This window comes from Streptomyces sp. NPDC059852, assembly GCF_042731455.1.
In the GTDB taxonomy this organism is placed as follows: domain Bacteria; phylum Actinomycetota; class Actinomycetes; order Streptomycetales; family Streptomycetaceae; genus Streptomyces.
This window is the reverse complement of the sequence record NZ_JBHWJK010000012.1, coordinates 36,165-60,468: the sequence shown is the minus strand read 5'-3', so window position 1 is coordinate 60,468 and position 24,304 is coordinate 36,165. Positions and strand designations below refer to the sequence as shown.

The 24,304-nt window shown below is 71.7% G+C and carries 28 protein-coding genes; 19 read left to right on the top strand and 9 right to left on the bottom strand.

Going from position 1 to position 24,304, the window contains the following annotated elements; translation table 11 throughout:
• Positions 1 to 196 precede the first annotated feature (196 nt).
• Positions 197 to 637 (bottom strand): methylmalonyl-CoA epimerase, encoded by a 441-nt coding sequence (gene mce / locus ACFV46_RS17605; RefSeq protein ID WP_055625010.1) that lies wholly within the window; start codon positions 635 to 637, stop codon positions 197 to 199.
• Positions 638 to 785: 148 nt separating this feature from the next.
• Between mce and ACFV46_RS17600 the strand changes: the two genes are divergently transcribed.
• The 3 genes from ACFV46_RS17600 (at position 786) to ACFV46_RS17590 (ending at position 4,377) form a co-directional block, all read left to right on the top strand.
• On the top strand, positions 786 to 1,988 hold the full coding sequence (locus tag ACFV46_RS17600) for an acetyl-CoA C-acetyltransferase (RefSeq protein ID WP_376727481.1): 1,203 nt from the start codon (positions 786 to 788) through the stop codon (positions 1,986 to 1,988).
• Positions 1,989 to 2,037: 49 nt separating this feature from the next.
• Positions 2,038 to 2,997 carry a methylmalonyl Co-A mutase-associated GTPase MeaB gene (gene meaB, locus ACFV46_RS17595; protein WP_361926131.1) on the top strand — a complete coding sequence of 320 codons (960 nt, stop codon included), beginning with the start codon at positions 2,038 to 2,040 and terminating at the stop codon, positions 2,995 to 2,997.
• A gap of 153 nt (positions 2,998 to 3,150) precedes the next feature.
• Positions 3,151 to 4,377 carry an MFS transporter gene (locus tag ACFV46_RS17590; RefSeq protein WP_385498807.1) on the top strand — a complete coding sequence of 409 codons (1,227 nt, stop codon included), beginning with the start codon at positions 3,151 to 3,153 and terminating at the stop codon, positions 4,375 to 4,377.
• Between the two features lie 16 nt (positions 4,378 to 4,393).
• Here the strand turns inward: ACFV46_RS17590 and ACFV46_RS17585 are convergent, their stop codons facing one another.
• On the bottom strand, positions 4,394 to 5,074 hold the full coding sequence (locus tag ACFV46_RS17585) for a PepSY domain-containing protein (protein ID WP_385498806.1): 681 nt from the start codon (positions 5,072 to 5,074) through the stop codon (positions 4,394 to 4,396).
• Positions 5,075 to 5,206: 132 nt separating this feature from the next.
• Between ACFV46_RS17585 and ACFV46_RS17580 the strand changes: the two genes are divergently transcribed.
• Positions 5,207 to 5,884: a response regulator transcription factor gene (locus ACFV46_RS17580; RefSeq protein ID WP_376727478.1), complete on the top strand. Its 678-nt coding sequence runs from the start codon at positions 5,207 to 5,209 to the stop codon at positions 5,882 to 5,884.
• The gene (locus tag ACFV46_RS17575) at positions 5,881 to 7,350 is read left to right on the top strand and encodes an ATP-binding protein (RefSeq protein WP_385498804.1); all 1,470 of its coding nucleotides are present in this window, start codon (positions 5,881 to 5,883) and stop codon (positions 7,348 to 7,350) included. The genes ACFV46_RS17580 and ACFV46_RS17575 overlap by 4 nt, the downstream gene beginning before the upstream one ends.
• Before the next feature lie 20 nt (positions 7,351 to 7,370).
• Here ACFV46_RS17575 and ACFV46_RS17570 read toward each other — a convergent pair whose 3' ends face one another.
• The 4 genes from ACFV46_RS17570 to ACFV46_RS17555 all read right to left on the bottom strand — a co-directional run bounded on the left by ACFV46_RS17570 (position 7,371) and on the right by ACFV46_RS17555 (position 10,031).
• Positions 7,371 to 7,847, bottom strand: coding sequence for a MarR family transcriptional regulator (locus ACFV46_RS17570; RefSeq protein WP_361926144.1), 477 nt, complete (start codon positions 7,845 to 7,847; stop codon positions 7,371 to 7,373).
• A gap of 105 nt (positions 7,848 to 7,952) precedes the next feature.
• On the bottom strand, positions 7,953 to 8,750 hold the full coding sequence (locus ACFV46_RS17565) for an AIM24 family protein (RefSeq protein ID WP_361926147.1): 798 nt from the start codon (positions 8,748 to 8,750) through the stop codon (positions 7,953 to 7,955).
• Positions 8,747 to 9,397, bottom strand: a complete 651-nt coding sequence (locus tag ACFV46_RS17560; protein ID WP_361926150.1) for an AIM24 family protein — start codon at positions 9,395 to 9,397, stop codon at positions 8,747 to 8,749. The genes ACFV46_RS17565 and ACFV46_RS17560 overlap by 4 nt, the downstream gene beginning before the upstream one ends.
• Position 9,398: 1 nt before the next feature.
• A complete protein-coding gene (locus ACFV46_RS17555; protein ID WP_361926255.1) occupies positions 9,399 to 10,031 on the bottom strand; it encodes an AIM24 family protein in 633 nt (210 codons plus the stop codon).
• Positions 10,032 to 10,272: 241 nt separating this feature from the next.
• Between ACFV46_RS17555 and ACFV46_RS17550 the strand changes: the two genes are divergently transcribed.
• The 9 genes from ACFV46_RS17550 to ACFV46_RS17510 all read left to right on the top strand — a co-directional run bounded on the left by ACFV46_RS17550 (position 10,273) and on the right by ACFV46_RS17510 (position 16,337).
• Positions 10,273 to 10,617 carry a DUF3817 domain-containing protein gene (locus tag ACFV46_RS17550; protein ID WP_361926152.1) on the top strand — a complete coding sequence of 115 codons (345 nt, stop codon included), beginning with the start codon at positions 10,273 to 10,275 and terminating at the stop codon, positions 10,615 to 10,617.
• Positions 10,614 to 10,910, top strand: a complete 297-nt coding sequence (locus ACFV46_RS17545) for an MTH1187 family thiamine-binding protein (protein WP_062667745.1) — start codon at positions 10,614 to 10,616, stop codon at positions 10,908 to 10,910. Before ACFV46_RS17550 ends, ACFV46_RS17545 begins: the two co-directional genes overlap by 4 nt.
• A 242-nt stretch (positions 10,911 to 11,152) precedes the next feature.
• Entirely contained in the window at positions 11,153 to 12,262 is a 1,110-nt protein-coding gene (locus ACFV46_RS17540; RefSeq protein WP_376727476.1) for a SchA/CurD-like domain-containing protein, read from the top strand.
• A gap of 44 nt (positions 12,263 to 12,306) precedes the next feature.
• Complete coding sequence (locus tag ACFV46_RS17535; RefSeq protein WP_361926158.1) at positions 12,307 to 12,771, top strand: cupin domain-containing protein; 465 nt, start codon at positions 12,307 to 12,309, stop codon at positions 12,769 to 12,771.
• Positions 12,768 to 14,039, top strand: coding sequence for a beta-ketoacyl-[acyl-carrier-protein] synthase family protein (locus ACFV46_RS17530; RefSeq protein WP_361926161.1), 1,272 nt, complete (start codon positions 12,768 to 12,770; stop codon positions 14,037 to 14,039). Before ACFV46_RS17535 ends, ACFV46_RS17530 begins: the two co-directional genes overlap by 4 nt.
• Complete coding sequence (locus tag ACFV46_RS17525; protein ID WP_385498803.1) at positions 14,036 to 15,286, top strand: beta-ketoacyl synthase N-terminal-like domain-containing protein; 1,251 nt, start codon at positions 14,036 to 14,038, stop codon at positions 15,284 to 15,286. Before ACFV46_RS17530 ends, ACFV46_RS17525 begins: the two co-directional genes overlap by 4 nt.
• Before the next feature lie 19 nt (positions 15,287 to 15,305).
• A complete protein-coding gene (locus ACFV46_RS17520; RefSeq protein WP_055624993.1) occupies positions 15,306 to 15,572 on the top strand; it encodes an acyl carrier protein in 267 nt (88 codons plus the stop codon).
• Between the two features lies 1 nt (position 15,573).
• Complete coding sequence (locus ACFV46_RS17515) at positions 15,574 to 16,029, top strand: SRPBCC family protein (protein WP_361926166.1); 456 nt, start codon at positions 15,574 to 15,576, stop codon at positions 16,027 to 16,029.
• The gene (locus tag ACFV46_RS17510) at positions 16,014 to 16,337 is read left to right on the top strand and encodes a TcmI family type II polyketide cyclase (protein WP_361926169.1); all 324 of its coding nucleotides are present in this window, start codon (positions 16,014 to 16,016) and stop codon (positions 16,335 to 16,337) included. The genes ACFV46_RS17515 and ACFV46_RS17510 overlap by 16 nt, the downstream gene beginning before the upstream one ends.
• Positions 16,338 to 16,416: 79 nt before the next feature.
• On the opposite strand, the gene ACFV46_RS17505 is transcribed toward ACFV46_RS17510, so the two are convergent.
• Positions 16,417 to 17,385, bottom strand: coding sequence for an amidohydrolase family protein (locus ACFV46_RS17505; RefSeq protein WP_385498802.1), 969 nt, complete (start codon positions 17,383 to 17,385; stop codon positions 16,417 to 16,419).
• Positions 17,386 to 17,442: 57 nt separating this feature from the next.
• Positions 17,443 to 19,074 (bottom strand): FAD-dependent oxidoreductase, encoded by a 1,632-nt coding sequence (locus ACFV46_RS17500; RefSeq protein ID WP_385498800.1) that lies wholly within the window; start codon positions 19,072 to 19,074, stop codon positions 17,443 to 17,445.
• 147 nt (positions 19,075 to 19,221) lie between these two features.
• Here ACFV46_RS17500 and ACFV46_RS17495 point away from each other — a divergent pair, with 147 nt between their 5' ends.
• The 5 genes from ACFV46_RS17495 to ACFV46_RS17475 all read left to right on the top strand — a co-directional run bounded on the left by ACFV46_RS17495 (position 19,222) and on the right by ACFV46_RS17475 (position 23,549).
• On the top strand, positions 19,222 to 20,490 hold the full coding sequence (locus tag ACFV46_RS17495; RefSeq protein WP_376727472.1) for a cytochrome P450: 1,269 nt from the start codon (positions 19,222 to 19,224) through the stop codon (positions 20,488 to 20,490).
• Positions 20,487 to 20,807, top strand: coding sequence for an antibiotic biosynthesis monooxygenase family protein (locus ACFV46_RS17490; protein WP_361926177.1), 321 nt, complete (start codon positions 20,487 to 20,489; stop codon positions 20,805 to 20,807). Before ACFV46_RS17495 ends, ACFV46_RS17490 begins: the two co-directional genes overlap by 4 nt.
• Positions 20,808 to 20,890: 83 nt before the next feature.
• On the top strand, positions 20,891 to 21,400 hold the full coding sequence (locus tag ACFV46_RS17485) for a MarR family winged helix-turn-helix transcriptional regulator (protein WP_283286018.1): 510 nt from the start codon (positions 20,891 to 20,893) through the stop codon (positions 21,398 to 21,400).
• 43 nt (positions 21,401 to 21,443) lie between these two features.
• The gene (locus ACFV46_RS17480) at positions 21,444 to 21,776 is read left to right on the top strand and encodes a DUF3817 domain-containing protein (protein WP_055624985.1); all 333 of its coding nucleotides are present in this window, start codon (positions 21,444 to 21,446) and stop codon (positions 21,774 to 21,776) included.
• Between the two features lie 72 nt (positions 21,777 to 21,848).
• Entirely contained in the window at positions 21,849 to 23,549 is a 1,701-nt protein-coding gene (locus tag ACFV46_RS17475) for a methylmalonyl-CoA mutase (protein WP_385498797.1), read from the top strand.
• Between the two features lie 57 nt (positions 23,550 to 23,606).
• On the opposite strand, the gene ACFV46_RS17470 is transcribed toward ACFV46_RS17475, so the two are convergent.
• Positions 23,607 to 24,242, bottom strand: a complete 636-nt coding sequence (locus ACFV46_RS17470; protein ID WP_361926184.1) for a TetR/AcrR family transcriptional regulator — start codon at positions 24,240 to 24,242, stop codon at positions 23,607 to 23,609.
• Positions 24,243 to 24,304: the final 62 nt, after the last annotated feature.

Sequence of the window (24,304 nt, the reverse complement as noted above, 5' to 3'; positions counted from 1 at the left end):
CCGTCCCCTGGTCGCATCCCTGGCCATGAGCCCCGTCCGTCCGAACGGACGGTGCCCCCGGGGAATGGTGTCAGATCAACGGCGGAGCATGGGCTGCTGCCCCGACGCTCGCCCCCCGAAACCCGGACCCCGGCATGCGGTCACCTCGGTTCAGAGAGCGACCGCCCCCAACCCTACCGGCCCCTATGTACGAGGGTCAGTGCTCAGGTGACTCAACAGGCGCCGAAGTGACCAGTTCTGTCAGAACTCCGTGGCAATCCTTCGGGTGCAGGAACGTGATGCGTGACCCCATGGAGCCGATCCGCGGCTCTTCGTACAGGACGCGCACGCCCTTGTCCTTGATCGCGGCGGCGTCGCCGTCCACGTCGGCCGTGCCGAAGGCGATGTGGTGGACGCCCTCGCCGTTCTTGTCGAGCCACTTCGCCACGGTGGAGTCGGGGCGGGTCGGCTCGAGAAGCTGCAGGTAGGAGGCGCCGCCGTCCGAGGTGTCGTTGATCTTGAGCATGGCCTCGCGCACGCCCTGCTCCTCGTTGACCTCGGAGTGGAAGACCTCGAAGCCGTAGGTGGCCCGGTAGAACTCGACGGTCTTGTCGAGATCGAAGCAGGCGATTCCGATGTGGTCGATTCGCGTCAGCATGGATTCAGTGGAGCGCTCACGGGGTGGTTACGCAACGTGCGCGCGATCACACCGACGGCCCGGTGACGGCACGGAGTGCCACTCAGTACATTCGAAGTAAACCCTCGTTCACTCCTCGGCTGTGCAGGCTGGAAGGGGATCTCACCTCATGTCTTCTGCAAACGGCACGACGTCCGTCATCGTCGCGGGTGCCCGCACCCCGATGGGACGGCTGCTGGGCTCGCTGAAGTCGTTCTCCGGAGCCGACCTCGGCGGCTTCGCGATCAAGGCCGCCCTCGACCGTGCGGGGATCGGTGGCGACCAGGTCCAGTACGTGATCATGGGCCAGGTGCTCCAGGCCGGGGCGGGGCAGATCCCGGCGCGCCAGGCCGCGGTCAAGGCCGGCATCCCCATGAACGTCCCCGCGCTCACCATCAACAAGGTGTGCCTCTCCGGCCTCGACGCCATCGCCCTCGCGGACCAGCTGATCCGCGCCGGCGAGTTCGACGTGATCGTCGCCGGTGGTCAGGAGTCCATGACCAACGCGCCCCACCTGCTGCCGAAGTCCCGCGAGGGCTACAAGTACGGCGCCGTGCAGGTGCTCGACGCGATGGCCCACGACGGCCTGACCGACTCCTTCGAGAACATCGCCATGGGCGAGTCCACGGAGAAGCACAACACCCGCCTCGGCATCGCCCGCCCCGAGCAGGACGAGATCGCCGCCCTGTCCCACCAGCGCGCCGCCGCCGCCCAGAAGAACGGCGTCTTCGAGGCCGAGATCACCCCGGTCGAGATCCCGCAGCGCAAGGGCGACCCGGTCCTCTTCAGCAAGGACGAGGGCATCCGCGGCGACACCACCGCCGAGTCGCTGGGCAGGCTGCGCCCGGCGTTCGCCAAGGACGGCACGATCACGGCCGGCTCCAGCTCCCAGATCTCCGACGGCGCCGCCGCGGTCGTCGTCATGAGCAAGGCCAAGGCCCAGGAGCTCGGCCTGGACTGGATCGCCGAGATCGGCGCCCACGGCAATGTCGCGGGCCCCGACAACTCGCTGCAGTCGCAGCCCTCGAACGCCATCCTCCACGCCCTGAAGAAGGAGGGCCTGGAGGTCTCCGACCTCGACCTCATCGAGATCAACGAGGCCTTCGCCGCCGTCGCGGTGCAGTCAATGAAGGACCTCGGCGTGTCATCGGAAAAGGTGAACGTCAACGGTGGTGCCATCGCCCTGGGCCACCCGATCGGCATGTCCGGCGCCCGTCTCGTGCTGCACCTCGCCCTGGAGCTGAAGCGGCGCGGCGGCGGCGTCGGCGCGGCCGCGCTGTGCGGTGGCGGCGGTCAGGGTGACGCGCTGATCGTGCGGGTACCGAAGGCCTGAGTCCTTTCCGCGAGGACGCAGTAGCGAACGATCTGTGAACGGAGCTGTGATGCAGGACGTCTCCACCCTGGTGGCCCAGGCCAGGGAAGGCCGGCCGCGGGCCGTGGCCCGGCTGATCTCCCTCGTGGAGGGGGCGTCCCCGCAGCTGCGGGAGGTCATGGCGGCGCTGGCGCCGCTCACCGGCAACGCCTACGTCGTCGGCCTGACCGGCTCGCCCGGCGTGGGCAAGTCGACGTCCACCTCGGCGCTGGTGACGGCCTACCGCAAGCAGGGGAAGCGGGTCGGCGTCCTGGCCGTCGACCCGTCCTCGCCGTTCTCCGGAGGCGCCCTGCTCGGCGACCGGGTCCGGATGTCGGACCACGCCTCCGACCCCGGCGTCTACATCCGGTCCATGGCGACCCGCGGGCATCTGGGCGGCCTCGCCTGGGCCGCCCCGCAGGCCATCCGCGTCCTGGACGCGGCCGGCTGCGACGTGATCCTGGTGGAGACCGTCGGCGTGGGCCAGTCGGAGGTGGAGATCGCCTCCCAGGCCGACACCTCCGTCGTCCTCCTGGCCCCCGGCATGGGCGACGGCATCCAGGCCGCCAAGGCGGGCATCCTGGAGATCGGCGACGTCTACGTCGTCAACAAGGCGGACCGCGACGGCGCCGACGCCACCGCCCGCGAGCTCAACCACATGCTCGGCCTCGGCGAGTCCCGCGGCCCCGGCGACTGGCGCCCGCCCATCGTCAAGACGGTCGCCGCCCGCGGCGAGGGCGTCGACGAGGTCGTGGAGGCCCTGGAGAAGCACCGGGCCTGGATGGAGGAGCGGGACGTCCTGGCCGAGCGCCGGCGCGCCCGCGCCGCCCGCGAGGTGGAGACCATCGCCGTCACCGCGCTGCGCGAACGCATCGCCGACCTGCACGGCGACCGCCGTCTCGGCGCCCTCGCGGAGCGCATCACCGCCGGTGAACTCGACCCGTACCGGGCGGCCGACGAACTCGTGGCGGGCCTGACCCGCACCACCTGAAGGGCTGTCCGCCCCGCGCGGGCGCTGCTACCTTGATTGGCATGTTCCTCTCCTTGGCGTAGGCGCACACCGGGCCGCGGTCCGAGCCCCCGAGCCCCCGGGCTCCCGCGGCTCCTCGGTGTCCCCTTCTCCACGCCATCGCGAGGACCCGCCATGCCTGCCTCCTACGCGCACGTGCTGCGCCTGCCCCATGCCCGTACGACCTTCGCCGCCGCCCTGCTGGGCCGGCTGTCGTACGGGATCGTGCCCCTGTCCGTGATGCTCGCCGTGACCCGGGCTCGCGGGTCCTACACGGTGGCCGGCGCCGTGATGGCGCTGTTCTCCGGGACCAGCGTCTTCCTGTCACCCGCCCGGGCCGCCCTGATCGACCGGTACGGGCCGCGGCGGGCCCTCGTGCCGATGACCGCCGCCTACGCCGGACTGCTCGGGCTCCTCACGGCCGTCGTCTGGCGGCCGGGCGCCGTCTCGCCCCTGCTCCTGGGCGCCGTGGCCGCCGCCGCGGGCGCCTGCACCCCGCCGCTCGGCCCGGCCATGCGGGCCGTGTGGGGCAGGATCGCCCCTGACCCGGACCTGCTGCGGCGCGCCTACAGCCTGGACGCCGTCGCCGAGGAACTGCTGTTCGTCTCGGGCCCGTTGCTGGTCGGCGCCCTCGTGGCGGCCGCCCCGCCGGCCGTCGGCATCGCGGTCGGGGCGGTGCTGATCGCGGCCGGTGCGGCCGGCTTCGTGATGTCCCCCGTGGTGCGGGCGGTACGGCCCGAACGTGTGAGGGCGACGGCCCGCGAGGGCGCCCGCGCCAGGGTCCTGAGGGCCGTCCGGCGGCCCGTGCTCGCCGCGCTGGGCGTCGGGCTCGCGCTGGGCGCCGCCGATCTGCTCGTCGTCGCGTTCGCCGAGAACCATGGAGCCGGCGGTGGTGGCGCGGCCTGGCCGCTGGCCGCCCTGTCCGCCGGGAGCGCCGTCGGCGGACTGCTCCACGGGGCGGTGTCCTGGCGTGCCCCGGCGGGCCTACGGCTGCCGCTGCTGACGGCCGGGCTCGGGCTCGCCGTGCTCCTCGCGGGCCTGGCGACCGGGCTCGGCACGCTCACGGCGGTCATGGCGGCCGCCGGGTTCTTCGTCTCGCCCGCCCTCACCACGGCCTACCTCCTCGCCGACGAGACGGCGCCCTCCGGCGCCCGGGTGCGGGCGGGCGCCTGGGTCAACACGGCGGTCAACGCGGGGAGTACGGCCGGTACGGCCGCCGCCGGAGTGCTGGCGGGGCTGCTCCCCACGGGCTGGTGCCTGGCCGCGACCGGCGCGGCGACGCTGGTCGTGGCGGCGACAGCGGTGAGGGGCGCCACCCGGCAAGGTGGCGCCCCTCGACCCGTGGGGACGGGGATCGTGTGACGGTGACGCCCTGACCTCAGTCGTCGTCGCGGTCGTCGTGATCACGGCCGCCGTGGTGGTCGTCCTGGCCGTCGTCGTCGTGGTGCGGGGTCACCGCCCCGCTCTTGAGGTCGACGTTCCACTCGCCCCGGGTGGTCTCGGCCTTCCAGGCGGCCGGGCCGTCGTCGTCGAGGTCGATCTCCACGACCACGCCCTTGGCGGCCGCCGCTTCGGCGGCCTCGCGGGCGTCGACCGAGGCGCCCTTCAGCGCGGCGAGGTCCGCGCGGCCCTCGCGGTCGTCATCGTCGTCGCGCCGGTCGCTCAGCACCTTGCCGTCGCCCGCGGAGACCCGTACGTCGTGCTCGGTGCCGTCGCCCTTGACGACGGTGACCTCCCAGACGCGCGAGCCGTCGTCGTCCAGTTCGGCGGAGACGGCCGTGCCCGGGGTCCGCTCCAGCGCCGCCGCGATCGCGTCGGTGGCGGTGACGCCGGTGCGGCCGGCCTGCGAGCGGGCCTCGTCCCGGTCGTCCCGGTCGTCGTCCCGGCCGTCGTGGCGGTCGCCGCCGTCGTCGTCCTTCCGCGTGTCGTCGCGGTCGTCGGCGACCCGGACGTCCGCCTGCGACGCGCCGTCGTCACCGCTGCCCGCGTAGGCCGCGACCGTGCCGCCGCCGATCAGGGCCGCCGCGGCGACGGTGGCGAGGACGAGGTTGCGCTTCATGGGGTTCCTCCCGTTTCCTGCCGAACAATCCGGCTCGTGCCTTTCTACGGGACCCAATGTGCCCGGGTGATGCTGAGAGGAAGCTGAAGGACCCTGAAGACGTCTTCAGGTGCGCTTTGCCACGCTGTACGCATGCGCCTGCTGATCGTGGAGGACGAAAGACGCCTGGCCCGGTCCCTCGCCCAGGGCCTGACCGCCGAGGGCTACGCCGTGGACGTCGTCCACGACGGCCTCGAGGGGCTGCACCTGGCCGGCGAGGGGACCTACGACCTCGTGATCCTCGACATCATGCTGCCCGGCATGAACGGCTACCGGGTCTGCGCCGCCCTGCGCGCCGCCGGCCACGACGTGCCCATCCTCATGCTCACCGCGAAGGACGGCGAGTACGACGAGGCCGAGGGCCTGGACACCGGCGCCGACGACTACCTCACCAAGCCGTTCTCGTACGTCGTCCTGGTCGCCCGTGTGAAGGCGCTGCTGCGGCGCGGCCGGCAGGGCGCGGGTGCCTCGCCCGTGCTCGTCCTCGGCGACCTCAGGGTCGACACGGCCGCCCGCCGGGTCTTCCTCGGCGCCGAAGAGGTGCCGCTGACCACACGGGAGTTCTCGGTGCTGGAGACACTCGTGACGCGGCCCGGCGAAGTCGTGTCCAAGTCGCGCATCCTGGAGCACGTCTGGGACTTCGCCTACGACGGCGACCCGAACATCGTCGAGGTCTACGTCAGCGCGCTGCGGCGCAAGCTGCGGCCGGAGCTGATCCGGACCGTACGGGGCGCCGGGTACCGGCTCGAGCGGCAGGAGACGGCGCCGTGACGCGCCGTCTGTTCGGTTCCGTCCGGTCCCGGGCGACGCTCGCCGCCACACTCGTGGTCGCGGTGGCCCTGGTCGCCACCGGGGCGGCCCTCCTGCTGTCGCTGCGGTCCGACCTGACCGGGCAGGCGGAGACCGAGGCGGCGAGCGCGGCGCGGGCCGTCGCCGTCGAACTGTCCGACGGCCGCCCCTACGACAAGCTGACCGGCCTCGACGAGGACGACCGGCCCGTCCAGATCGTCGACGAGCGGGACAGGGTGGTCGCGGTCAGCGAGGACCTGGAGCGCGTCACCGGCACGGGCGTCGACGCCGTACGACCGGGGCAGGGCGCGGGCGGGCGGGGCGGCGAGGACGGCGAGGACGGCGACGACGGCGAGGACGGCGACGACCACTCGGGCCGCTCCGGCACCGGCGGCTCGGGCGGCGACCGCCGGGCCGGGACCGGCGAGGTCGACTCCGACACCGACTTCGGCACCGGCACGGCGACCATCGACGGCACCACCGCGGACTACCGGTTCGCCTCCGTCGAGGTCGAGTTCGAGGACCGCGGGAAGTTCACCGTGCACGCCGGGGCGCCGCTCGCCGCGGAGCGCAGCGCCGTCGGCACCGCGACCACCGCCATGCTGATCGGCTTCCCGCTGCTGCTCGCCGTCGTGGCGGGCGCCACCTGGCTGGTCACCCGGCGCGCGCTGAGCCCGGTCGAGGGCATCCGCCGCGAGATGGCGGCCATCACCGCCAGCGAGGACCTGGCGCGCCGCGTCCCGGTCCCGTCCACCCACGACGAGGTGGCCCGGCTGGCCCTGACGACCAATGAGACGCTGGCCGCGCTGGAGAGCTCCGTGGAGCGCCAGCGCCGGTTCGTCGCGGACGCCTCGCACGAGCTGCGCAGTCCCATCGCGTCACTGCGCACCCAGCTGGAGGTGGGCGCCGCGCACCCCGGCCTGCTCGATCTGGACGGAGCGGTGGCGGACACCGTACGGCTGCAGACGCTCGCCGCCGATCTGCTGCTGCTCGCCCGGCTGGACGCGGGGGAGCGGCCGGGGGACGCGCGCTTCGACCTGGGCGCCCTGGCCGGCGAGCACGCCGGGGGCCGGGCCGGGGTGACGGTGGCGGCGGACGCCGTGCCGGTGGCCGGGTCCCGGGCGCAGGTGGGGCGGGTGCTCACCAACCTGCTGGACAACGCGCTGCGGCACGCCCGTTCGGCGGTCACCGTGGGTGTGCGGGCGGAGGGGGAGTGGGCGGTCGTGTCCGTCGCCGACGACGGGGACGGGGTGCCGGAGGCCGACCGGGAGCGGATCTTCGAGCGGTTCGTGCGGCTGGACGAGGCGCGCAGCCGGGACGACGGAGGTGCCGGGCTCGGCCTCGCCATCGCCCGTGATGTCGCCGTACGGCACGGGGGGACGCTGACCGTGGGCCGGGCGCCCGCGGGCGGAGCTCTGTTCGAGCTCCGCCTGCCGCGGGCTCGGTAGGCGCGGGGCGGCCGTCCGGGTCAGGGGCGCCCGCGCTGGCTGCGCAGGTGCTCGGCGATCGGCTTGAGGGCCTTGTCGAGCTCGGTCAGCGCCTCGGGGGAGAGCAGGTCGATGAAGTGCCTGCGCACGGACGCCACGTGATGCGGCGCGACCTTCTTCATCGTCTCCAGGCCGTGCTCGGTGAGGACCGCGTAGAGGCCGCGCCGGTCGGACTCGCAGTTCTCGCGCCGGACCAGGTCGGCGTTCTCCATCCGGGTGATCTGGTGGGAGAGCCGGCTCTTGGACTGGAGGGTGGCCGACGCGAGGTCGCTCATCCGCATCCGTACGTCCTCCGACTCGGACAGGTTCACCAGGATCTCGTAGTCGTTCATTGTCAGGCCGAACGGCTGGAGGTCCTTCTCGAGCTGGTACGTCAACAGCCTGTTGACCTCCAGGTGGGTGCGCCAGGCGCACTGCTCCGCATTGGTCAGCCAGCGGGTGGCCGTCTCGGTCTCCATGAATGAAGTCTACCTAAAATGTTGAAAGGCGAACTAGTGAGGGGTGGCGTGTGACGTGTCACCCGTGTGCGCACACGTTCGATGTCACACTCCGCAGACTACCGCTCACAGCCCGAAGCGACGCTGGAGGTCTCCCAGCTGTCCGGGAAGGCGCGGTGCCCCTCCCGCTTGTGAAGGGCCTGTGTGCGCCCCACCGGAACCGGGGACTCCGGCGTCCGGCGGCAACACCCCCGTGGCCTGCTCCGCCATGAGGGTCTCGCTCGACTGGAGCAGCACCGTGCCGGCCCCGACGAACTCGAACTGATGCTCCTCCCCGGAGGCCCCTCCGATGCCCGTCAGTGCACGTAGACCGCCCATCACGCCGGTCATGTAGCCATGGTCGTAGTGATGGCACGGCGACGGGCAGTCGGCCCAGCCGACGAGCGCCTGCGGGTCCACCCGGATCGGGGGTTCCATGAACACCACCGGCCCGTTAGATGCGGCCACGAACTTCCCGGTTCCGATCAGTGTCAGAAAACCCGGCACGATCGATTGCTTGAGGGCAAGACTTGGCTGAAAAGCGAGCAGGTTGCCCGAGCGAATGGTCAGGTTGCCGTCCTCGAGGTCGTACGAATTGACGTCGAAAGCCCGGTCGGCCAGCAGCATCTTGCCCGAGCCCTCCGCCACGACCCAGTCGCTCGCGTGCAGTGGCGAATGGAAGGACGTACGGACGAGGCGGTCCAGACGGCCGTGCCCGATGCCGTTGAACTCCATCGAGCCGTAGTAGGCGATCATCTTGCCCTTCTGCAGGAACCACTGGTTCCCCTTGAGCTCCACGCAGAAGGTGTACGAGTTCACGTTGTCGTCGCTGGGCAGCGTCATCGGGTCGTACACCGTGGGACCCGCGCCCGGGTGGTGGCTCACAGCTTCTCCTCCGACGCCTGCACGTACACCGCACCGCTGCCGCTGAGCTCCAGCTGGAACGCCTCGCCGGAGCCCCGGCCCACCATGTCCCGCCAGCCCAGCGCCGTCGACAGCTTGTTCCGCACGTCGCCGTGGTGCGCGACGTACGCCTGCGGGTCGACGTGGACCGGGCGCTGCGGGGTGATCGGGACCTCGAAGACCCCGCCGTGCGCCATGACCGCCACCGACCCGTGTCCCTTCAGGGTCGTGGTGAACAGGCCCTGGCCGCTGATCTGCCCGCGCACCATGCCCATCACGCCGCCCTGCGAGCCGAGGAACATCGTGCCCTGCTGGAGGGTGCCCTCGAAGGCGAGCAGCCGGTCCGCCTCGACGCACAGCGTGTCCCCGGCGAGGTGGATCACCTGGATGTGGTGGCCGCCGTGCCCGAACAGCACCGTGCCGCTGCCCTCGACGGTCATCAGCGGGGTGTCCTCGTTCGCCACCCGGCGCCCGATCATCGACATGATCCCGCCCTGGCCGCCGGCCATGTTCGGGGTGAAGGAGACGTCGCCCTTGTAGGCGAGCATCGCGCCGCGCTGGCTGAACAGCCGCTGCCCCGGGACGACGGTGGCCTCGATCATCTTGGAGTTGATCTCACGGAAGGCCATCTCAGAGGTCCCCCGCGATCGTGTTGCGCTCACTCGGCTGTACGTACACCAGCCCGTCCCCCTCGAAGCGGATCTGGAAGGCCTCCCCGCCGCCCTCGCCCATCAGCGTGCGGAACGTCACACCGGACTGGAAGGACTGCCGCAGGTTCCCCTGGTGCGCCACATAGGCACCCGGGTCGACGGTCAGCGGGTACTGCGCGCTGACCCGCAGCACCACGGCCGGGCCGTCCGACATGATCGCCGCCTGCCCGTGCCCCTCGACCGTCGTCGTGAACAGCCCGTTGCCCTGGGAGGCGCCGCGCAGGCCCGTGAAGGACGTGCCGGTCCGCAGCGCCGCGTCCGTCGCGAGCAGGTTGCTGGACTCGACGTACAGCTTGTCGCCCTGGAGGCCGACCAGGTTGATCTCGGAGGCCCGGTCCGCGAACCAGCACGTCCCGTGGCCCTTCACCTCCATCACCGTCATCTGCTCACCGGTGAGGCGCCGGGTCACCATGCCCCGGATGCCCTCACCGCCGCCGCTCATCTTCTTGAAGGCCATCTGCCCGTCGTACGCGACCATGGAGCCGTTCTTCGCCTTCACGGCGTCCCCGGTCATGTCGACGGCGAGCACCTTGCTGCCCTGGAGTCGGAACATCGCCACGCAGCGAAGGTAACCGCAGGCGCCCCCCGCGGACAGATACCTGCGACGGACTTCACCCCTGACGGGACCCTGGGGCGGCGGGCGTGTGGCGTGTGCGCGGACGGCCGCCGACCCCCGCGCCCCGGGCGCCTCGCGGGTTTGCCACAATGGCCGAGGCGATTGTGCTTGCGTTCACAAGCTGATCACGGGCGCTCGCCGTCCCTCCCGCCGACCCACCCCACCCCGAAGGTGACCCGTGGACCTCAAGACCGCCGGCGCGCTGCGCCGCCTCCGTCTCGTCTCGACCCCCGAGGCGGTGTCGTTCCTGCTCCTGCTCGTCTGCTCGGTGCTGAAGCGGACCACGGACTTCAACGCGGTGCCCGTCATGGGCGCGGTCCACGGAGTCCTGTTCGTCCTGTACGTGGTCTTCTGGGCGGACGCCTGGAACCGCGCCAAGTGGCCGCTGGGCACCGCCGCCCTCTACTTCGTCCTGTCCGTCCTGCCGACCGGCGGCTTCTTCGCCGACCGCCGGCTCAAGCGCGAGGCCGAGGACGCGGTGATCGCGTCCCGCGCCCGTCAGGAAGGGATCGTGAACGCATGATCGTCGCGTTCTCCGTGACCCCGCTCGGTGTCGGCGAGGACGTGGGGGAGTACGTCGCCGACGCCGTCCGGGTGGTCCGCGAGTCCGGGCTGCCGCACCGCACCGACGCGATGTTCACCTCCGTCGAGGGCGAGAGCTGGGACGAGGTCATGGACGTCGTCAAGCGTGCCGTCGCGGCCGTCGAGGCGCGGGCGCCCCGCGTGTCGCTCGTGCTGAAGGCGGACATCCGGCCCGGCGTGACCGACGGACTCACCTCCAAGGTGGAGACCGTGGAGCGGTACCTGGCCGGATGACCGGCGGCCGGTGAGCTCCGGCATCGCACAACCCCCTTGCCGGCAGGGGGACTTCGAGGCGCCCCCGATGACGGGGGCGCCTCGCGGCGTTCCGGGACGCGGGACCGTCCCTCAGATGGCCCGCGCGGCTCGCGGTCCGAAAGGCCCTGACCCACGATGAAGGCTCAGGGCCGGGATCCGCGTTCGCGCTGGTGGACGAGGGTACGGCCGCCGCTTGCTCCCGCGAAGGAAGGGTCCGCCGGATGACCACTTCGCCCTACACGTCGCAGTCGGCGTTCGACGGCTCCAGGATGCGCGTCCTCCTGTTCGTCGACCTCAAGGAAGGCGCGCAGCAGGAGTTCCTGGACGCCTACGAGCAGATGCGCGACCGCGTCGCGTCGATACCCGGTCACCTCGGTGACCAGCTCTGCCAGTCCGTGGAGAACCCCTCCCAGTGGATCATCACCAGTGAGTGGGCCACGGCCCCGCCCTACCTCGCCTGGGTCAACAGCGAGGACCACATCGAGACGGTCCGGCCGCTGCAGAACTGCGTCCGTGAACTCCGCTCGACGCGCTTCGGCGTCGTCCGCGAGACCGGCGGACGGCAGCGCCCCACCGGGGGGCTCCAGTCGGCCCCGCGGACGGGCGACGGCGTGATCCGACACGCCCTCACCTTCACCGTCAAGCCCGGTTCCGAGTCCAAGGTCGCGGAGATCCTCGCCGGTTACACCCCGCCGGAGGCCCGCGTCGACGACACCACGCGGCTGCGCCGCACCACCCTCTTCATGCACGGCAACCGCGTCGTGCGCACGGTGGAGGTGGAGGGCGACCTGACCAAGGCGCTGCGCCACGTCTCCCGCCAGCCCGAGATCCGGGCCGTGGAAGAGGCCCTCAACCCGCATCTGGAGCAGGACCGGGACCTCGCCGACCCCGAGTCGGCCCGCACCTTCTTCATCCGCGCCGCCATGCCGCCCGTCCACCACGTGGCGCGCGGCGGCCCGGAACCCGACGGCATCACCCGGCACGCCCTCTACTACCCGGCCCGGCCGGGCTGCGGACTGGCGCTCGCCGAGCTGCTGGCCCGTCAGGACGAGGCGGCCGCCGCCGACCCGGCGTCCCCCGTCCACCGCAGCACCGTCTTCCAGCGCGAGGACATCGTCGTCCGCCTGGTCGACGTCCGGGGCGACCCCGAGACCGACCCGGTCAGGACGCTCGGCATCGACGGCCCGCGCAAGGCCGCCGTCCTCGCCCGCCTGCTCGACGGAGAGGCGCTCGGCGTGCCGGGTCCGCTCCCGGGCGAGCGCGAGGCGCGCCGCCTCCTCGCCCACGCCGGCATGGCGCTGATCACCGACCGCAGGGCCGCGCAGTCCTGACGGCGCGGGGACCGACACCTCACCGAACGACCTGGAGACAGACCATGGACAAGATGCGCCCGCGCGTCGTGGACCTCAACGACGTCGAGCCGAACCGCAAGCGCGGCGGCGACCTGCGGACCCTGCTCACCCCCGTCACGGTGGGCGCCACGAGCGGTTTCATGGGCCTGGCCATCATGCGGCCCGGCGAACGCATCAGCGAGCACTACCACCCGTACTCGGAGGAGTTCGTGTACGTCGTGGAGGGCCGGCTGGAGGTGGACCTGGACGGAGAAACGTTTTCCCTCCGGGCCGACCAGGGCCTCATGATCCCCATCGACATGCGGCACCGCTTCCGCAACGTCGGTGACGAGGAGGCCCGGATGGTCTTCCACCTCGGCCCGCTGGCCCCCAAGCCGAGCCTCGGTCACGTCGACACCGAGGAGCCGGAGATCAGCGACGACCTCAAGCCCTACCCGCTGGTCCAGGAAGAGGGAGCGAGTCCCGCCCGGCCCGGGGTGTTGTCATGACCCGGCGCGTGGCGGTGACCGGCATAGGCGTGGTCGCCCCCGGCGGCATAGGCGTCCCCGCCTTCTGGGACCTGCTGTCCAGCGGCCGTACGGCGACCCGCGGGATCACCCTGTTCGACCCCGAGGGGCTGCGCTCACGGATAGCCGCCGAGTGCGACTTCGACCCCGTGCAGCACGGCCTCGACCCCGCCGTCGGCGAACGCGCCGACCGCTACATCCAGTTCGCCCTGGTCGCCGCCCAGGAGGCCGTGACCGACAGCGGGGTCGATCTCGCCGCCGAGAACCCCTGGCGCGTGGCCGTCTCCCTCGGCAGCGCGGTCGGCGGCACCACCCGCCTGGAGCACGACTACGTCCTCGTCAGCGCGCACGGCGAACGCTGGGACGTCGACCACCGGGCCGCCGGACCCGAGCTGCACCGGGCGTTCTCGCCCAGCACGCTCGCCTCCGACGTAGCCGAACGCTTCGGCGCCCAGGGGCCCGTGCAGACGGTGTCCACCGGCTGCACCTCCGGCCTCGACGCCGTCGGCTACGCCTTCCACACCATCGAGGAGGGCCGCGCCGACATCTGCCTCGCCGGGGCCTCGGACTCCCCGATCTCCCCGATCACCATGGCGTGCTTCGACGCCATCAAGGCCACCTCGCCGAACAACGACGACCCGGCCCACGCCTCACGGCCCTTCGACGCCCACCGCGACGGCTTCGTCATGGGCGAGGGCGCCGCCGTCCTCGTCCTGGAGGAACTGGAGCACGCCCGGGCCCGCGGAGCGCACGTCTACTGCGAGATCGGCGGCTACGCCACCTTCGGCAACGCCTACCACATGACCGGTCTGACCAGTGAGGGCCTGGAGATGGCCCGGGCCATCGACGAGACGCTCGACCACGCGCGGGTGAACCCCACGGAGATCGACTACGTCAACGCGCACGGCTCCGGCACCCGCCAGAACGACCGGCACGAGACCGCCGCCGTCAAGAAGTCGCTGGGCTCCCACGCCTACGACACGCCCATGAGCTCCATCAAGTCCATGGTGGGCCACTCGCTCGGCGCGATCGGCGCGATCGAGGTCGTCGCCTGCGTCCTCGCGCTGGCCCGCCAGGTGGTGCCGCCGACGGCCAACTACGAGACCCCGGACCCCGAGTGCGACCTGGACTACGTCCCGCGCACCGCACGCCCCCGCCGGCTGGACAACGTCCTGTCCGTGGGCAGCGGCTTCGGCGGGTTCCAGTCCGCGGTGCTGCTGACGGGCCCCCAGGGGAGGAGACGACGATGAGTGGTCGAACCACCCGGCGGACGGCCGTCACGGGCATCGGCGTGGTCGCGCCCAACGGGCTGCACGCCGAGACGTACTGGAAGAACGTCAAGGACGGCACCAGCGTCCTCGACCGGGTCACCCGCGAGGGCTGCGAGCACCTTCCGCTCCGGGTCGCCGGAGAGGTCCGCGGCTTCGACGCCTCCGCGCTGATCGAGGAGACCTTCCTCGTCCAGACCGACAAGTTCACCCACTTCGCGCTCGCGGCCGCCGACGCCGCGCTCCAGGACGCCGGGCTGAGCCAGGCCGCCTGGGCCGAGGCGCCGTACTCCGTCGGCGTCGTCACCGCCGCCGGTTCGGGCGGCGGCGAGTTCGGCCAGCGCGAACTGCAGAAACTGTGGGGCAAGGGCTCCCGGTTCGTCGGGCCCTACCAGTCCATCGCCTGGTTCTACGCGGCCAGCACCGGCCAGATCTCCATCCGCAAGGGCTTCAAGGGCCCCTGCTCGGTGGTGGCCGCCGACGAGGCGGGCGGCCTCGACGCCGTCGCGCACGCCGCCCGGGCCGTGCACCGCGGCACCGACGTCATCGTGGCCGGGGCGGCCGAGGCACCCCTCGCCCCCTACTCCGGCGTCTGCCAGCTCGGCTACCCCGAGCTCAGCACCGAGGCCGACCCCACCCGCGCCTACCGCCCCTTCACCTCAGCCGCCTGCGGATTCGTGCCCGCCGAGGGCGGTGCCGTCCTGGTCGTGGAGAACCTGGACCGGGCGCGGCGCCGGAACGCGCACGTACGGGCCACCGTCGCGGGGCACGCGTCGACCTTCACCGGCGCCTCGCGCTGGGACCGCTCCCGGGAAGGGCTCGCGCAGGCCGTCCGGGGCGCCCTCGACGAGGCCGGCTGCGCACCGGAGGAGATCGACGTGGTCTTCGCCGACGCGCTGGGCGTCCCCGAGGCCGACCGCGCCGAGGCGCTCGCCCTCGCCGACGCCCTCGGCCCGCACGGCACCCGCGTGCCGGTCACCGCCCCCAAGACCGGTATCGGGCGCTCCTACTGCGGCGCGCCGATGCTCGACGTCGTGGCCGCGGTGCAGGCCATGGAGCACGGGCTGATCCCCCCGACGCCCGGCCTCTTCGACATCTGCCACGACATCGACCTGGTGACGTCCTCGGCCCGCCCGGCCGACCTGCGCACCGCCCTCGTCCTCAGCCGGGGACTCATGGGCTCCAACGCGGCGCTCGTCCTGCGCCGGGGCGACGCGTCCGCCGTATAGAACGACAAGGAGAACGTGTATGACCACGCAAGTGACCCAGGTGACCTTCACGGAGCTGGCGACGCTGATGAAGCAGGCCGCCGGTGTGACCGTCGACCCGCACGACCTGGAGGGCCGGGCGGACACCCCGTTCGCCGAGTTCGGCCTCGACTCGCTCGGCCTGCTCGGCATCGTGGGCGAGCTGGAGAACCGCCACGGCCGGGCGCTGCCCACCGACGCGGAGCGCTGCAAGAGCCCGCGCGCCTTCCTCGACCTGGTCAACGGCTCGCTCGCGACGGGAGCCTGACATGGCCGGACACACCGAGAACGAGATCACCATCGCCGCTCCCGTCGACCTCGTCTGGGACATGACGAACGACCTGGAGCGCTGGCCCGAGCTGTTCAGCGAGTACGCCTCCTGCGAGGTGCTCTCCCGCGAGGGCGACACGGTGACGTTCCGTCTCACCATGCACCCCGACGAGAACGGCAAGGTGTGGAGCTGGGTCTCCGAGCGCGTCGCCGACCGCGAGAAGCTCGTCGTGCGCGCCCGCCGCATCGAGACCGGCCCCTTCGCCTACATGAACATCGTGTGGGAGTACGAGGAGACCCCGGCCGGCACCCGGATGCACTGGACGCAGGACTTCGAGATGAAGCCCGACGCCCCCGTGGACGACGCCGGGATGACCGAGATCATCAACCGCAACTCGCCCATCCAGATGGCCCTGATCCGCGACCGTGTGGAGGCGGCATGCACCACGCACTGATCGTCGCCCGCATGGAGCCGGGCGCGGCCAAGGACATCGCCGGCGTCTTCGCCGAGTCCGACCGCGGCGAACTGCCCCACCTCGTGGGCGTCACCCAGCGCTCGCTGTTCCAGTTCGGCGACGTCTACATGCACTTCATCGAGGCCGAGCAGGACCCGGGTCCCGCCATCGCGAAGGTGGCCGGGCACCCCGAGTTCGTCGGCATCAGCCGCCGCCTCGAGGCGTTCGTCAGCCCCTACGACCCGGGGACCTGGCGGAGCCCGAAGGACGCCATGGCCCGCTGCTTCTACCAGTGGCGCAAGGACTGACGGACCCGCACGACGAAGGCCGCCGCCCGCACCCGTCGAGAGTGCGGGCGGCGGCCTTTCGCATCCGCCGTGGAACCGGCTACGACCGGTCGAGCGCCGGCATCAGACGCAGCGCGTTGTCCCGGTTGATGCGCTGGAGCTGCTCCTCGGACAGGAACGGGTCGCTGTCCAGGGCCGGCGTCACCCGGTCGGCGATGACGTGCGCCGGCGTCGGCGGCCAGTCCGTGCCGAAGAGGATGCGGTCCGGATCCACGGTGGCCATCAGCGTCGGCGTCGCCGACGGCGACATCGGCCCGGCCGTGTCGAAGTAGAAGCGGTGCAGATAGTCGCGGACCCGCTCGGGCTCGATGCCCGGCTCCACGGAACCGCCGAACAGTTCGAGGCGGGTGGCCATGTAGGGGAGGAAGCCACCGCCGTGCGGCAGGATGAAGCTCAGGTTCGGGTAGCGGTCCAGCGTGCCGTTGCGGATGAGGTTCACGGCCGCGCGGGTCGTGTCCATCAGGAAGTCGCACACGAAGGGCGGCATCCCGGGCAGCCCGCCGACGCCGTCCTTGCCGGCCGGCACCTCCATGGGGTGCGTGCTGACGACCGCGGACCGCTCGTCCAGCTCCCGCAGCAGCCGGTCGTGCGCCGGGTCGCCGAGGAAGACGCCGCCCATGCTGGTCCGGGTGCTCACCCCGACCGCGCCGAGCTCGTCCAGGCCGTGCCGCACGCTCCAGGAGGACAGCTCCAGGTCGTCCAGGAAGACCGGGGTGAAGAAGGCGAAGCGCTCCGGGTCGGCCTCGACGACGTCGGCCGCCGCGCGCAGCGCGACCCGGGCGCTCTCCTGACGCGCGGCCCGGTCCTGGAACCGGCCGAGCATGGCCACGGTCATCACGGCGGTGCCGATGCCCGTCTTGTCCATGATCTCCAGAGCCGCGTCGCGGTCCCAGCGGGTCCACCAGGGCAGCCTCTGCCGGTCGACGACGCCGTGCTGCTCCGCCCAGTCCAGCCAGGCCGGGGCGGTGAAGTGGTGGTGGACGTCGATGCGTCCGGCGAGAGGGGGCATGGCACACCGTCCTCGGTGCTCGATGAGGGTGACAGTGACGAGGGGTGACAGGGCAGGTCAGTCGCGGCAGAGCACGCTCTGCAGCACGTTGGTCAGGACGCGGTCGGCGTCCGGCATGGCCGCGTCGGCCCGCCAGGCGACGAAGCCGTCGGGGCGCACCAGTACCGCGCCGTCCTCGGCCGTGCCGTGCAGCTCGGCCCAGTCGGCGCCCGCCTCCGGGGCCAGGTCGTGGTCGGGTCCGGTGCCCACGAGGTACGCCTCGACGGGCACGCCCAGGTTCGCCGACGCCTTCTCCACGGCGGTCCGCCACTTCTGCCCGCCCGACCCGGCGAGCAGCACGAAGGAGCGCTCGTACAGGTCCAGGGTGGAGATCCGCACGCCGTCCCGGGTGACCCACAGATGGGGCGCGCGGCTTCCCGGTTCACCGCCGAGCTGGAAGGCGTCCGGCACGACCGGGCGGTGCGCGGGGGCGTCCACGACGGCCCGGGAGGCGTAGCGGTAGCACAGGGCGACGGTCATCATGTCCGCCGGATCGTCGTTGCGTTCCGTGGCGGGGCTGAAGCCGGGGTGCTGTTCGTCGGCGGCCTGGAGGCAGGCGCGGGTCCCCGTGGCCAGGGCGACCGGGCGCCGTTCGAGCTCGTAGGTGTCCAGCAGCGCCGGTCCCGCCCAGCCGCGCAGCACGGCCGCCAGCTTCCAGGCCAGGTTGTGGGCGTCCTGGATGCCCGTGTTGGAGCCGAAGGCGCCGGTGGGCGGCATCTCGTGCGCGGAGTCGCCGGCGAGGAGGACACGGCCCCGGCCGTAGGCGTCCGCGACGCGCTTCGAGGCGTGCCAGGGCGCCCGGCCGGTGATCTCGACGTCGATGTCCGTGACACCGACCGCGGCGCGGATGTGCGCTGCGAGCCGCTCGTCGGAGAAGTCCTCGAGGGTCTCGCCCCGGGCCGGGTACCAGGGGACGTGGATGACCCAGCGCTCCTCGTTGTCGACGGGGAGCAGGGCGCCCTCGCCGTCGGGCGTGGTGACGTAGCAGACGACGAATCGCTTCTCGCCGACGTGGTCCTTCAGCTTCCGGCTGCGGAAGGTGACGCTGACGTTGTGGAACAGCTCGCCCGGGCCGGACTGGCCGATCTCCAGGCGGGTGCGCACCGGGCTGCGCGGGCCGTCGGCCGCGACCAGGTAGTCGGCGTGCACCACCCGGGTCAGGCCGGACGCCCGGTCCAGGATCTCGGCCCGTACGCCGTCGCCGTCCTGGGCGAAGGACAGCATCTCGGAGCCGAAGCGGACGTCGGCGCCCAACTCCCGCGCGTACTCCAGCAGAACGGGCTCCAGGTCGTTCTGGCTGCACAGGCACCAGTCCGACGAGCTCACCCGGGAGATGTCCATGCCGCCGGAGATGTCCCCGATGATCCAGCGGCGCCGCGTCCCGGTGAGGGTGTCCACCTGGAGGATGCCGTCGTTGCCGGACAGCACACGCGCCGCCTCACGGATCCGCGGCTCCACGCCGGCGGTCCGGTAGATCTCCATCGTGCGCACGTTGTTGCCCCGGCCGCGCGGGTGCGTGGACGTCCCGGCATGCCGTTCCACGAGGAGGTGCTGAATTCCGAGGCGTCCCAGGAAGACCGAAGTGGAAAGACCCACCAGGGAACCGCCGACGACGAGAACTGGTACAGATTCCGCTTCGTGTCCGCTCACGTCGTCGATGTTTACCGTGACGGCCTGCGAGCCACACGTGGTTCCTTGAGCGAACCCATATGGCGCAGCGCCGTTTGCGGCGTCCCGCACCCCGGGCAACTGTGGCTTCACACCACGGTCATTCACGCCAACCCCGGGGAATAAGTCATGACGCAAGCGTTCGCATCCGAGGAATCCGAGGCACTGTCGGCACAGGAGGCGGCCGCCGCTGCGTCGTCGTGCAGCCGGGAGTTCCGCGCCGACCCGCACCCCGTCTACGCCGCCCTCAGGGAGTCGGCGCCGGTCTGCCCCCTGTCCCCGCCGCACGGCGTGCAGACGTACCTCATCACGCGTTATGACGACGCCCGCGCCGCCCTCGCCGACCCCCGGCTGAGCAAGGACATGTACGGCGCGATCGACGCCTACCACCGCATCTTCGGCGACTCGTCGATCGCCCTCGACGACAACATGCTCTTCTCCGACCCGCCGAAGCACACCCGGCTGCGGCGCATCGTCGGCAGCACCTTCACCCCGAAGCGCGTGGAATCCCTGCGGGCGCGGGTCCAGCAGATCACCGACGACCTGCTCGACGCGTGCCCGACGACCGAGACGGTGAATCTCCTCCCGGAATTCTGTTTCCCCCTTCCGCTGCACGTCATCTGTGAACTCCTCGGCGTTCCGGAGAACGAGCGGAAGCAGGCTCAGGAATGGTCCGCCACCGTCGCCCAGACCGGATTCGGTCCGGAGGCGCGGGCGAAACTGGAGATCGCCGAGGGAAATCTCCGCGACTATCTCGTGGACCTGTGCGCGCGCAAGCGCAGGGAGCCGGACGGCGGTCTGCTCAGCGCCCTCGTCACCGCCCAGGACCAGGAGGGCGCCCTCACCGACGGCGAACTCGTCTCCACCGCCTGGGTGCTGCTCTTCGCCGGGCACAAGTCGACGGCGTACCAGATCGGGAACGCGGTCTACCACCTGCTCAGCCGGCCGGACCAGAAGGAGCTGGCGCTGAAGGACGAGAGCTCGCTGGCCGCGGCCATCGAGGAGGTCTTCCGGTTCGAGACCTCCGTGGAGAACTCCACGTTCCGCTACGCCAAGGAGGACGTGGTCATCCGGGACACCCTGATCCCCAAGGGCGCCCTGGTCCAGATCTCCATCACCGGCGCCCACCGCGACCCGGAGATGTTCGCCGCCCCCGACGAGATGGACGTCCGGCGCCCGAACGTCCAGGCGTCGCACCTCGCCTTCGGCCACGGCCCGCACTACTGCGTCGGCGCCCCGCTCGCCCGGCTGGAGATGCAGATCGCGCTGGGCACCCTCTTCGCCCGGCACCCCCAGGTGGCCCTCGCCCAGAAGCCCGGGGACGCGCGCTGGATGACCGTGCCGTTCCCCGCCTTCCGCGGACTGGCCGAACTCCCCGTCGTCCTCGACCCGTCATGACGGGCGGTTCCCCGGGACGCGTGCGCGTGGTGCGGCTGCTGCGTGTGCGCGAGGGGATGGAGGCGGACTTCGTCACGTCGTACGACGAGGTCCGCCGGGGCTCGACGGCCGTCCCCGGGCATCTCGGGGAACAGCTGTGCCGCTCCCTGGACGACCCCGCCCAGTGGCTGCTCACCAGCGAGTGGGAGAGCTTCGAGGCGGTACGTGCGTGGCGGACCGGCTCCGCGCACCGGTCCCTGGTCGAGCCGATGAACGCCTGTCTGCACGACGACCGCTGGACGGCGGTGTTCGAGGTCAGGCAGACCACGTCCGCGTGAGCGGCCGGCGCGGGTGCCGGGGAGTGCGACCGAAGGGCGAGACGGGGCTGACCAGCATGTGACCGGCCGGTAAGGTCTTGCGCGTGCCGAAGCCGCTCAGTCTTCCCTTCGACCCCATCGCCCGCGCCGACGAGCTCTGGAAGCAGCGCTGGGGCAGTGTGCCGTCCATGGCCGCCATCACCTCGATCATGCGCGCCCAGCAGATCCTGCTCGCCGAGGTCGACGCGGTGGTCAAGCCCTACGGGCTGACGTTCGCCCGCTACGAGGCCCTGGTCCTGCTGAACTTCTCCAAGGCCGGCGAACTGCCGATGTCCAAGATCGGCGAGCGGCTGATGGTGCACCCCACGTCGGTGACGAACACCGTGGACCGGCTGGTCCGGTCCGGCCTGGTGGCCAAGCGCCCCAACCCCAACGACGGGCGCGGCACCCTCGCCTCCATCACCGACAAGGGCCGCGAGGTCGTCGACGCGGCCACCCGCGACCTGATGGCGATGGACTTCGGTCTCGGCGTCTACGACGCCGAGGAGTGCGCGGAGATCTTCGCGATGCTGCGTCCGCTGCGGGTCGCGGCACACGACTTCGAGGAGAGCTGACCCCGGCCAAGATCTCCCGGAACGGGTGGTTACGCTCTCTCCCATGAAGAAGAGCGTCCTGACCCGCTACCGGGTGATGGCCTACGTCACCGCCGTCATGCTGCTCGTGCTGTGCACCTGCATGGTGTTCAAGTACGGCTTCGACATGGGCGAGGACGTCACCTTCGCCGTCTCCCAGGTCCACGGCTTCCTCTACATCGTGTACCTGATCTTCGCCTTCGACCTCGGGTCCAAGGCGAAGTGGCCGTTCGGCAAGCTGCTCTGGGTGCTCCTCTCCGGCACCATTCCGCTGGCCGCCTTCTTCGTGGAGCGCAAGGTCACACGGGATGTGGAACCGCTGGTCAGCGGTGTGGAGCCGGCCGTCGCCAAGGCCTGACACGACCGCCGCGCCCCGGTGCGGCGGTTCTCCCATCGACATTTACTAGGACGTCCTAGTAAATTCGTGGGTATGGACGCTGACGCCATCGAGGAGGGCCGCCGACGCTGGCAGGCCCGGTACGACGCCGCGCGCAAGCGCGACGCAGACTTCACCACGCTCTCCGGCGACCCCGTGGAGCCGGTGTACGGGCCACGGCCGGGAGACAGGTACGAGGGCTTCGAGCGGATCGGCTGGCCCGGGGAGTACCCCTTCACCCGCGGGCTGTACCCGACCGGCTACCGAGGGCGGACGTGGACCATCCGGCAGTTCGCCGGGTTCGGCAACGCCGAGCAGACCAACGAGCGCTACAAGATGATCCTCGGCAACGGCGGAGGCGGCCTCTCCGTCGCCTTCGACATGCCGACCCTCATGGGCCGCGACTCCGACGACCCGCGCTCGCTCGGTGAGGTCGGGCACTGCGGCGTCGCCATCGACTCGGCCGCCGACATGGAGGTCCTGTTCAAGGACATCCCCCTCGGCGACGTCACCACGTCGATGACCATCAGCGGGCCCGCCGTGCCGGTCTTCTGCATGTACCTGGTGGCCGCCGAGCGCCAGGGCGTCGACCCGGGCGTACTCAACGGCACCCTGCAGACCGACATCTTCAAGGAGTACATCGCGCAGAAGGAGTGGCTCTTCCAGCCCGAGCCGCACCTGCGCCTCATCGGCGACCTGATGGAGCACTGCGCGGCCGGCATCCCCGCCTACAAGCCGCTGTCCGTCTCCGGCTACCACATCCGCGAGGCCGGGGCGACGGCCGCGCAGGAGCTGGCGTACACCCTCGCCGACGGCTTCGGCTACGTCGAGCTGGGCCTCAGCCGCGGCCTGGACGTGGACGTCTTCGCCCCGGGCCTGTCCTTCTTCTTCGACGCGCACGTCGACTTCTTCGAGGAGATCGCCAAGTTCAGGGCCGCCCGCCGGATCTGGGCGCGCTGGATGCGGGACGTGTACGGCGCCCAGACCGACAAGGCCCAGTGGCTGCGCTTCCACACCCAGACCGCCGGGGTCTCGCTGACCGCGCAGCAGCCGTACAACAACGTGGTGCGCACCGCCGTCGAGGCGCTGGCCGCCGTGCTCGGCGGGACCAACTCACTGCACACCAACGCGCTCGACGAGACCCTCGCCCTGCCCTCCGAGCAGGCCGCGGAGATCGCCCTGCGCACCCAGCAGGTCCTCATGGAGGAGACCGGCGTCGGCAATGTCGCCGACCCGCTGGGCGGCTCCTGGTACGTCGAGCAGCTCACCGACCGCATCGAGGCCGACGCCGAGAAGATCTTCGAGCAGATCAAGGAGCGGGGCCTGCGCGCCCACCCCGACGGCAGGCACCCCATCGGGCCGATCACCTCCGGCATCCTGCGCGGGATCGAGGACGGCTGGTTCACCGGTGAGATCGCCGAGTCCGCCTTCCAGTACCAGCGCTCCCTGGAGAAGGGCGACAAGAAGGTCGTCGGCGTCAACGTCCACACCGGCTCCGTCACCGGCGACCTGGAGATCCTCCGGGTCAGCCACGAGGTGGAGCGCGAGCAGGTGCGGGTGCTGGCCGCCCGCAAGGCCGCCCGCGACGACGCCGCCGTGCGTACCGCGCTGGACGCCATGCTGGACGCCGCCCGCAGCGGCGCCAACATGATCGAGCCGATGCTGGACGCCGTGCGCGCCGAGGCGACCCTGGGCGAGATCTGCGACGCCCTGCGCGACGAGTGGGGCGTCTACACGGAGCCGGCGGGCTTCTGAGCCCCGCGGCGCGAGCCTGTGTGGGGGAGGGCGGACCCGGTCCGTCCTCCCCGCCGCTCAGTCGCCGGCGGCGGCCGTTCCGGCGCCCGCCAGCCCCAGCAGCAGCACCTGGGTGAAGCCGCGCACCCACTCCTCGTCCGCCGGATGCCCGCTGACCAGCGTCCGGTGCACCACCGCCCCCGCCACCATGTCGAAGATGAGGTCGGCCGTACGCTCCGACTCCGCCGGGTCGGACGGCGGCGGAAGCTCCCCGCGGCCCTGGGCACGTGCCCGGCCCTCCAGCACCAGCCGCTTCTGCCGGTCGACGATCGACGTGCGGATACGGTCGCGCAGCGCCTCGTCCCGGGTGGACTCCGCCACGACCGCCATCAGGCCGCTCCTCGCCTCCGGACGGGCCAGGATCGCGGCGAACTGGAGCACGACTCCCTCGATGTCGGCGGCCAGGCTGCCCCGGTCGGGCAGGCGCAGCGCGTCGAACAGCTCGGCGACCGCGTCCACCACCAGTTCGTGCTTGCCGGCCCAGCGGCGGTAGAGCGTCGTCTTCGCGACCCCGGCCCGGGTGGCCACGTCCCCCAGGGTCAGCTTCGACCAGCCCAGCTCGACCAGTGCCTCCCGGGTGGCCGCCAGGATCGCGGCGTCCGCGGCGGCGCTGCGGGGGCGTCCTGGGCGGGCGGGAACGGGGTGGCTCTGCATGGTTCGACGATATCCGTGCCGATGTCGTGCGGCTGGTGAGGGAGATCACGGGCGGGGGGTGT

Excerpts from the sequence above, each read along its gene's own strand:
- mce (WP_055625010.1), bottom strand. The coding sequence starts at position 637 with ATGCTGACGCGAATCGACCACATCGGAATCGCCTGCTTCGATCTCGAC.
- ACFV46_RS17600 (WP_376727481.1), top strand. The coding sequence starts at position 786 with ATGTCTTCTGCAAACGGCACGACGTCCGTCATCGTCGCGGGTGCCCGC.
- meaB (WP_361926131.1), top strand. The coding sequence starts at position 2,038 with ATGCAGGACGTCTCCACCCTGGTGGCCCAGGCCAGGGAAGGCCGGCCG.
- ACFV46_RS17590 (WP_385498807.1), top strand. The coding sequence starts at position 3,151 with ATGCCTGCCTCCTACGCGCACGTGCTGCGCCTGCCCCATGCCCGTACG.
- ACFV46_RS17585 (WP_385498806.1), bottom strand. The coding sequence starts at position 5,074 with ATGAAGCGCAACCTCGTCCTCGCCACCGTCGCCGCGGCGGCCCTGATC.
- ACFV46_RS17580 (WP_376727478.1), top strand. The coding sequence starts at position 5,207 with ATGCGCCTGCTGATCGTGGAGGACGAAAGACGCCTGGCCCGGTCCCTC.
- ACFV46_RS17570 (WP_361926144.1), bottom strand. The coding sequence starts at position 7,847 with ATGGAGACCGAGACGGCCACCCGCTGGCTGACCAATGCGGAGCAGTGC.
- ACFV46_RS17560 (WP_361926150.1), bottom strand. The coding sequence starts at position 9,397 with ATGGCCTTCCGTGAGATCAACTCCAAGATGATCGAGGCCACCGTCGTC.
- ACFV46_RS17555 (WP_361926255.1), bottom strand. The coding sequence starts at position 10,031 with ATGTTCCGACTCCAGGGCAGCAAGGTGCTCGCCGTCGACATGACCGGG.
- ACFV46_RS17545 (WP_062667745.1), top strand. The coding sequence starts at position 10,614 with ATGATCGTCGCGTTCTCCGTGACCCCGCTCGGTGTCGGCGAGGACGTG.
- ACFV46_RS17540 (WP_376727476.1), top strand. The coding sequence starts at position 11,153 with ATGACCACTTCGCCCTACACGTCGCAGTCGGCGTTCGACGGCTCCAGG.
- ACFV46_RS17535 (WP_361926158.1), top strand. The coding sequence starts at position 12,307 with ATGGACAAGATGCGCCCGCGCGTCGTGGACCTCAACGACGTCGAGCCG.
- ACFV46_RS17530 (WP_361926161.1), top strand. The coding sequence starts at position 12,768 with ATGACCCGGCGCGTGGCGGTGACCGGCATAGGCGTGGTCGCCCCCGGC.
- ACFV46_RS17525 (WP_385498803.1), top strand. The coding sequence starts at position 14,036 with ATGAGTGGTCGAACCACCCGGCGGACGGCCGTCACGGGCATCGGCGTG.
- ACFV46_RS17520 (WP_055624993.1), top strand. The coding sequence starts at position 15,306 with ATGACCACGCAAGTGACCCAGGTGACCTTCACGGAGCTGGCGACGCTG.
- ACFV46_RS17515 (WP_361926166.1), top strand. The coding sequence starts at position 15,574 with ATGGCCGGACACACCGAGAACGAGATCACCATCGCCGCTCCCGTCGAC.
- ACFV46_RS17510 (WP_361926169.1), top strand. The coding sequence starts at position 16,014 with ATGCACCACGCACTGATCGTCGCCCGCATGGAGCCGGGCGCGGCCAAG.
- ACFV46_RS17505 (WP_385498802.1), bottom strand. The coding sequence starts at position 17,385 with ATGCCCCCTCTCGCCGGACGCATCGACGTCCACCACCACTTCACCGCC.
- ACFV46_RS17495 (WP_376727472.1), top strand. The coding sequence starts at position 19,222 with ATGACGCAAGCGTTCGCATCCGAGGAATCCGAGGCACTGTCGGCACAG.
- ACFV46_RS17490 (WP_361926177.1), top strand. The coding sequence starts at position 20,487 with ATGACGGGCGGTTCCCCGGGACGCGTGCGCGTGGTGCGGCTGCTGCGT.
- ACFV46_RS17480 (WP_055624985.1), top strand. The coding sequence starts at position 21,444 with ATGAAGAAGAGCGTCCTGACCCGCTACCGGGTGATGGCCTACGTCACC.
- ACFV46_RS17475 (WP_385498797.1), top strand. The coding sequence starts at position 21,849 with ATGGACGCTGACGCCATCGAGGAGGGCCGCCGACGCTGGCAGGCCCGG.
- ACFV46_RS17470 (WP_361926184.1), bottom strand. The coding sequence starts at position 24,242 with ATGCAGAGCCACCCCGTTCCCGCCCGCCCAGGACGCCCCCGCAGCGCC.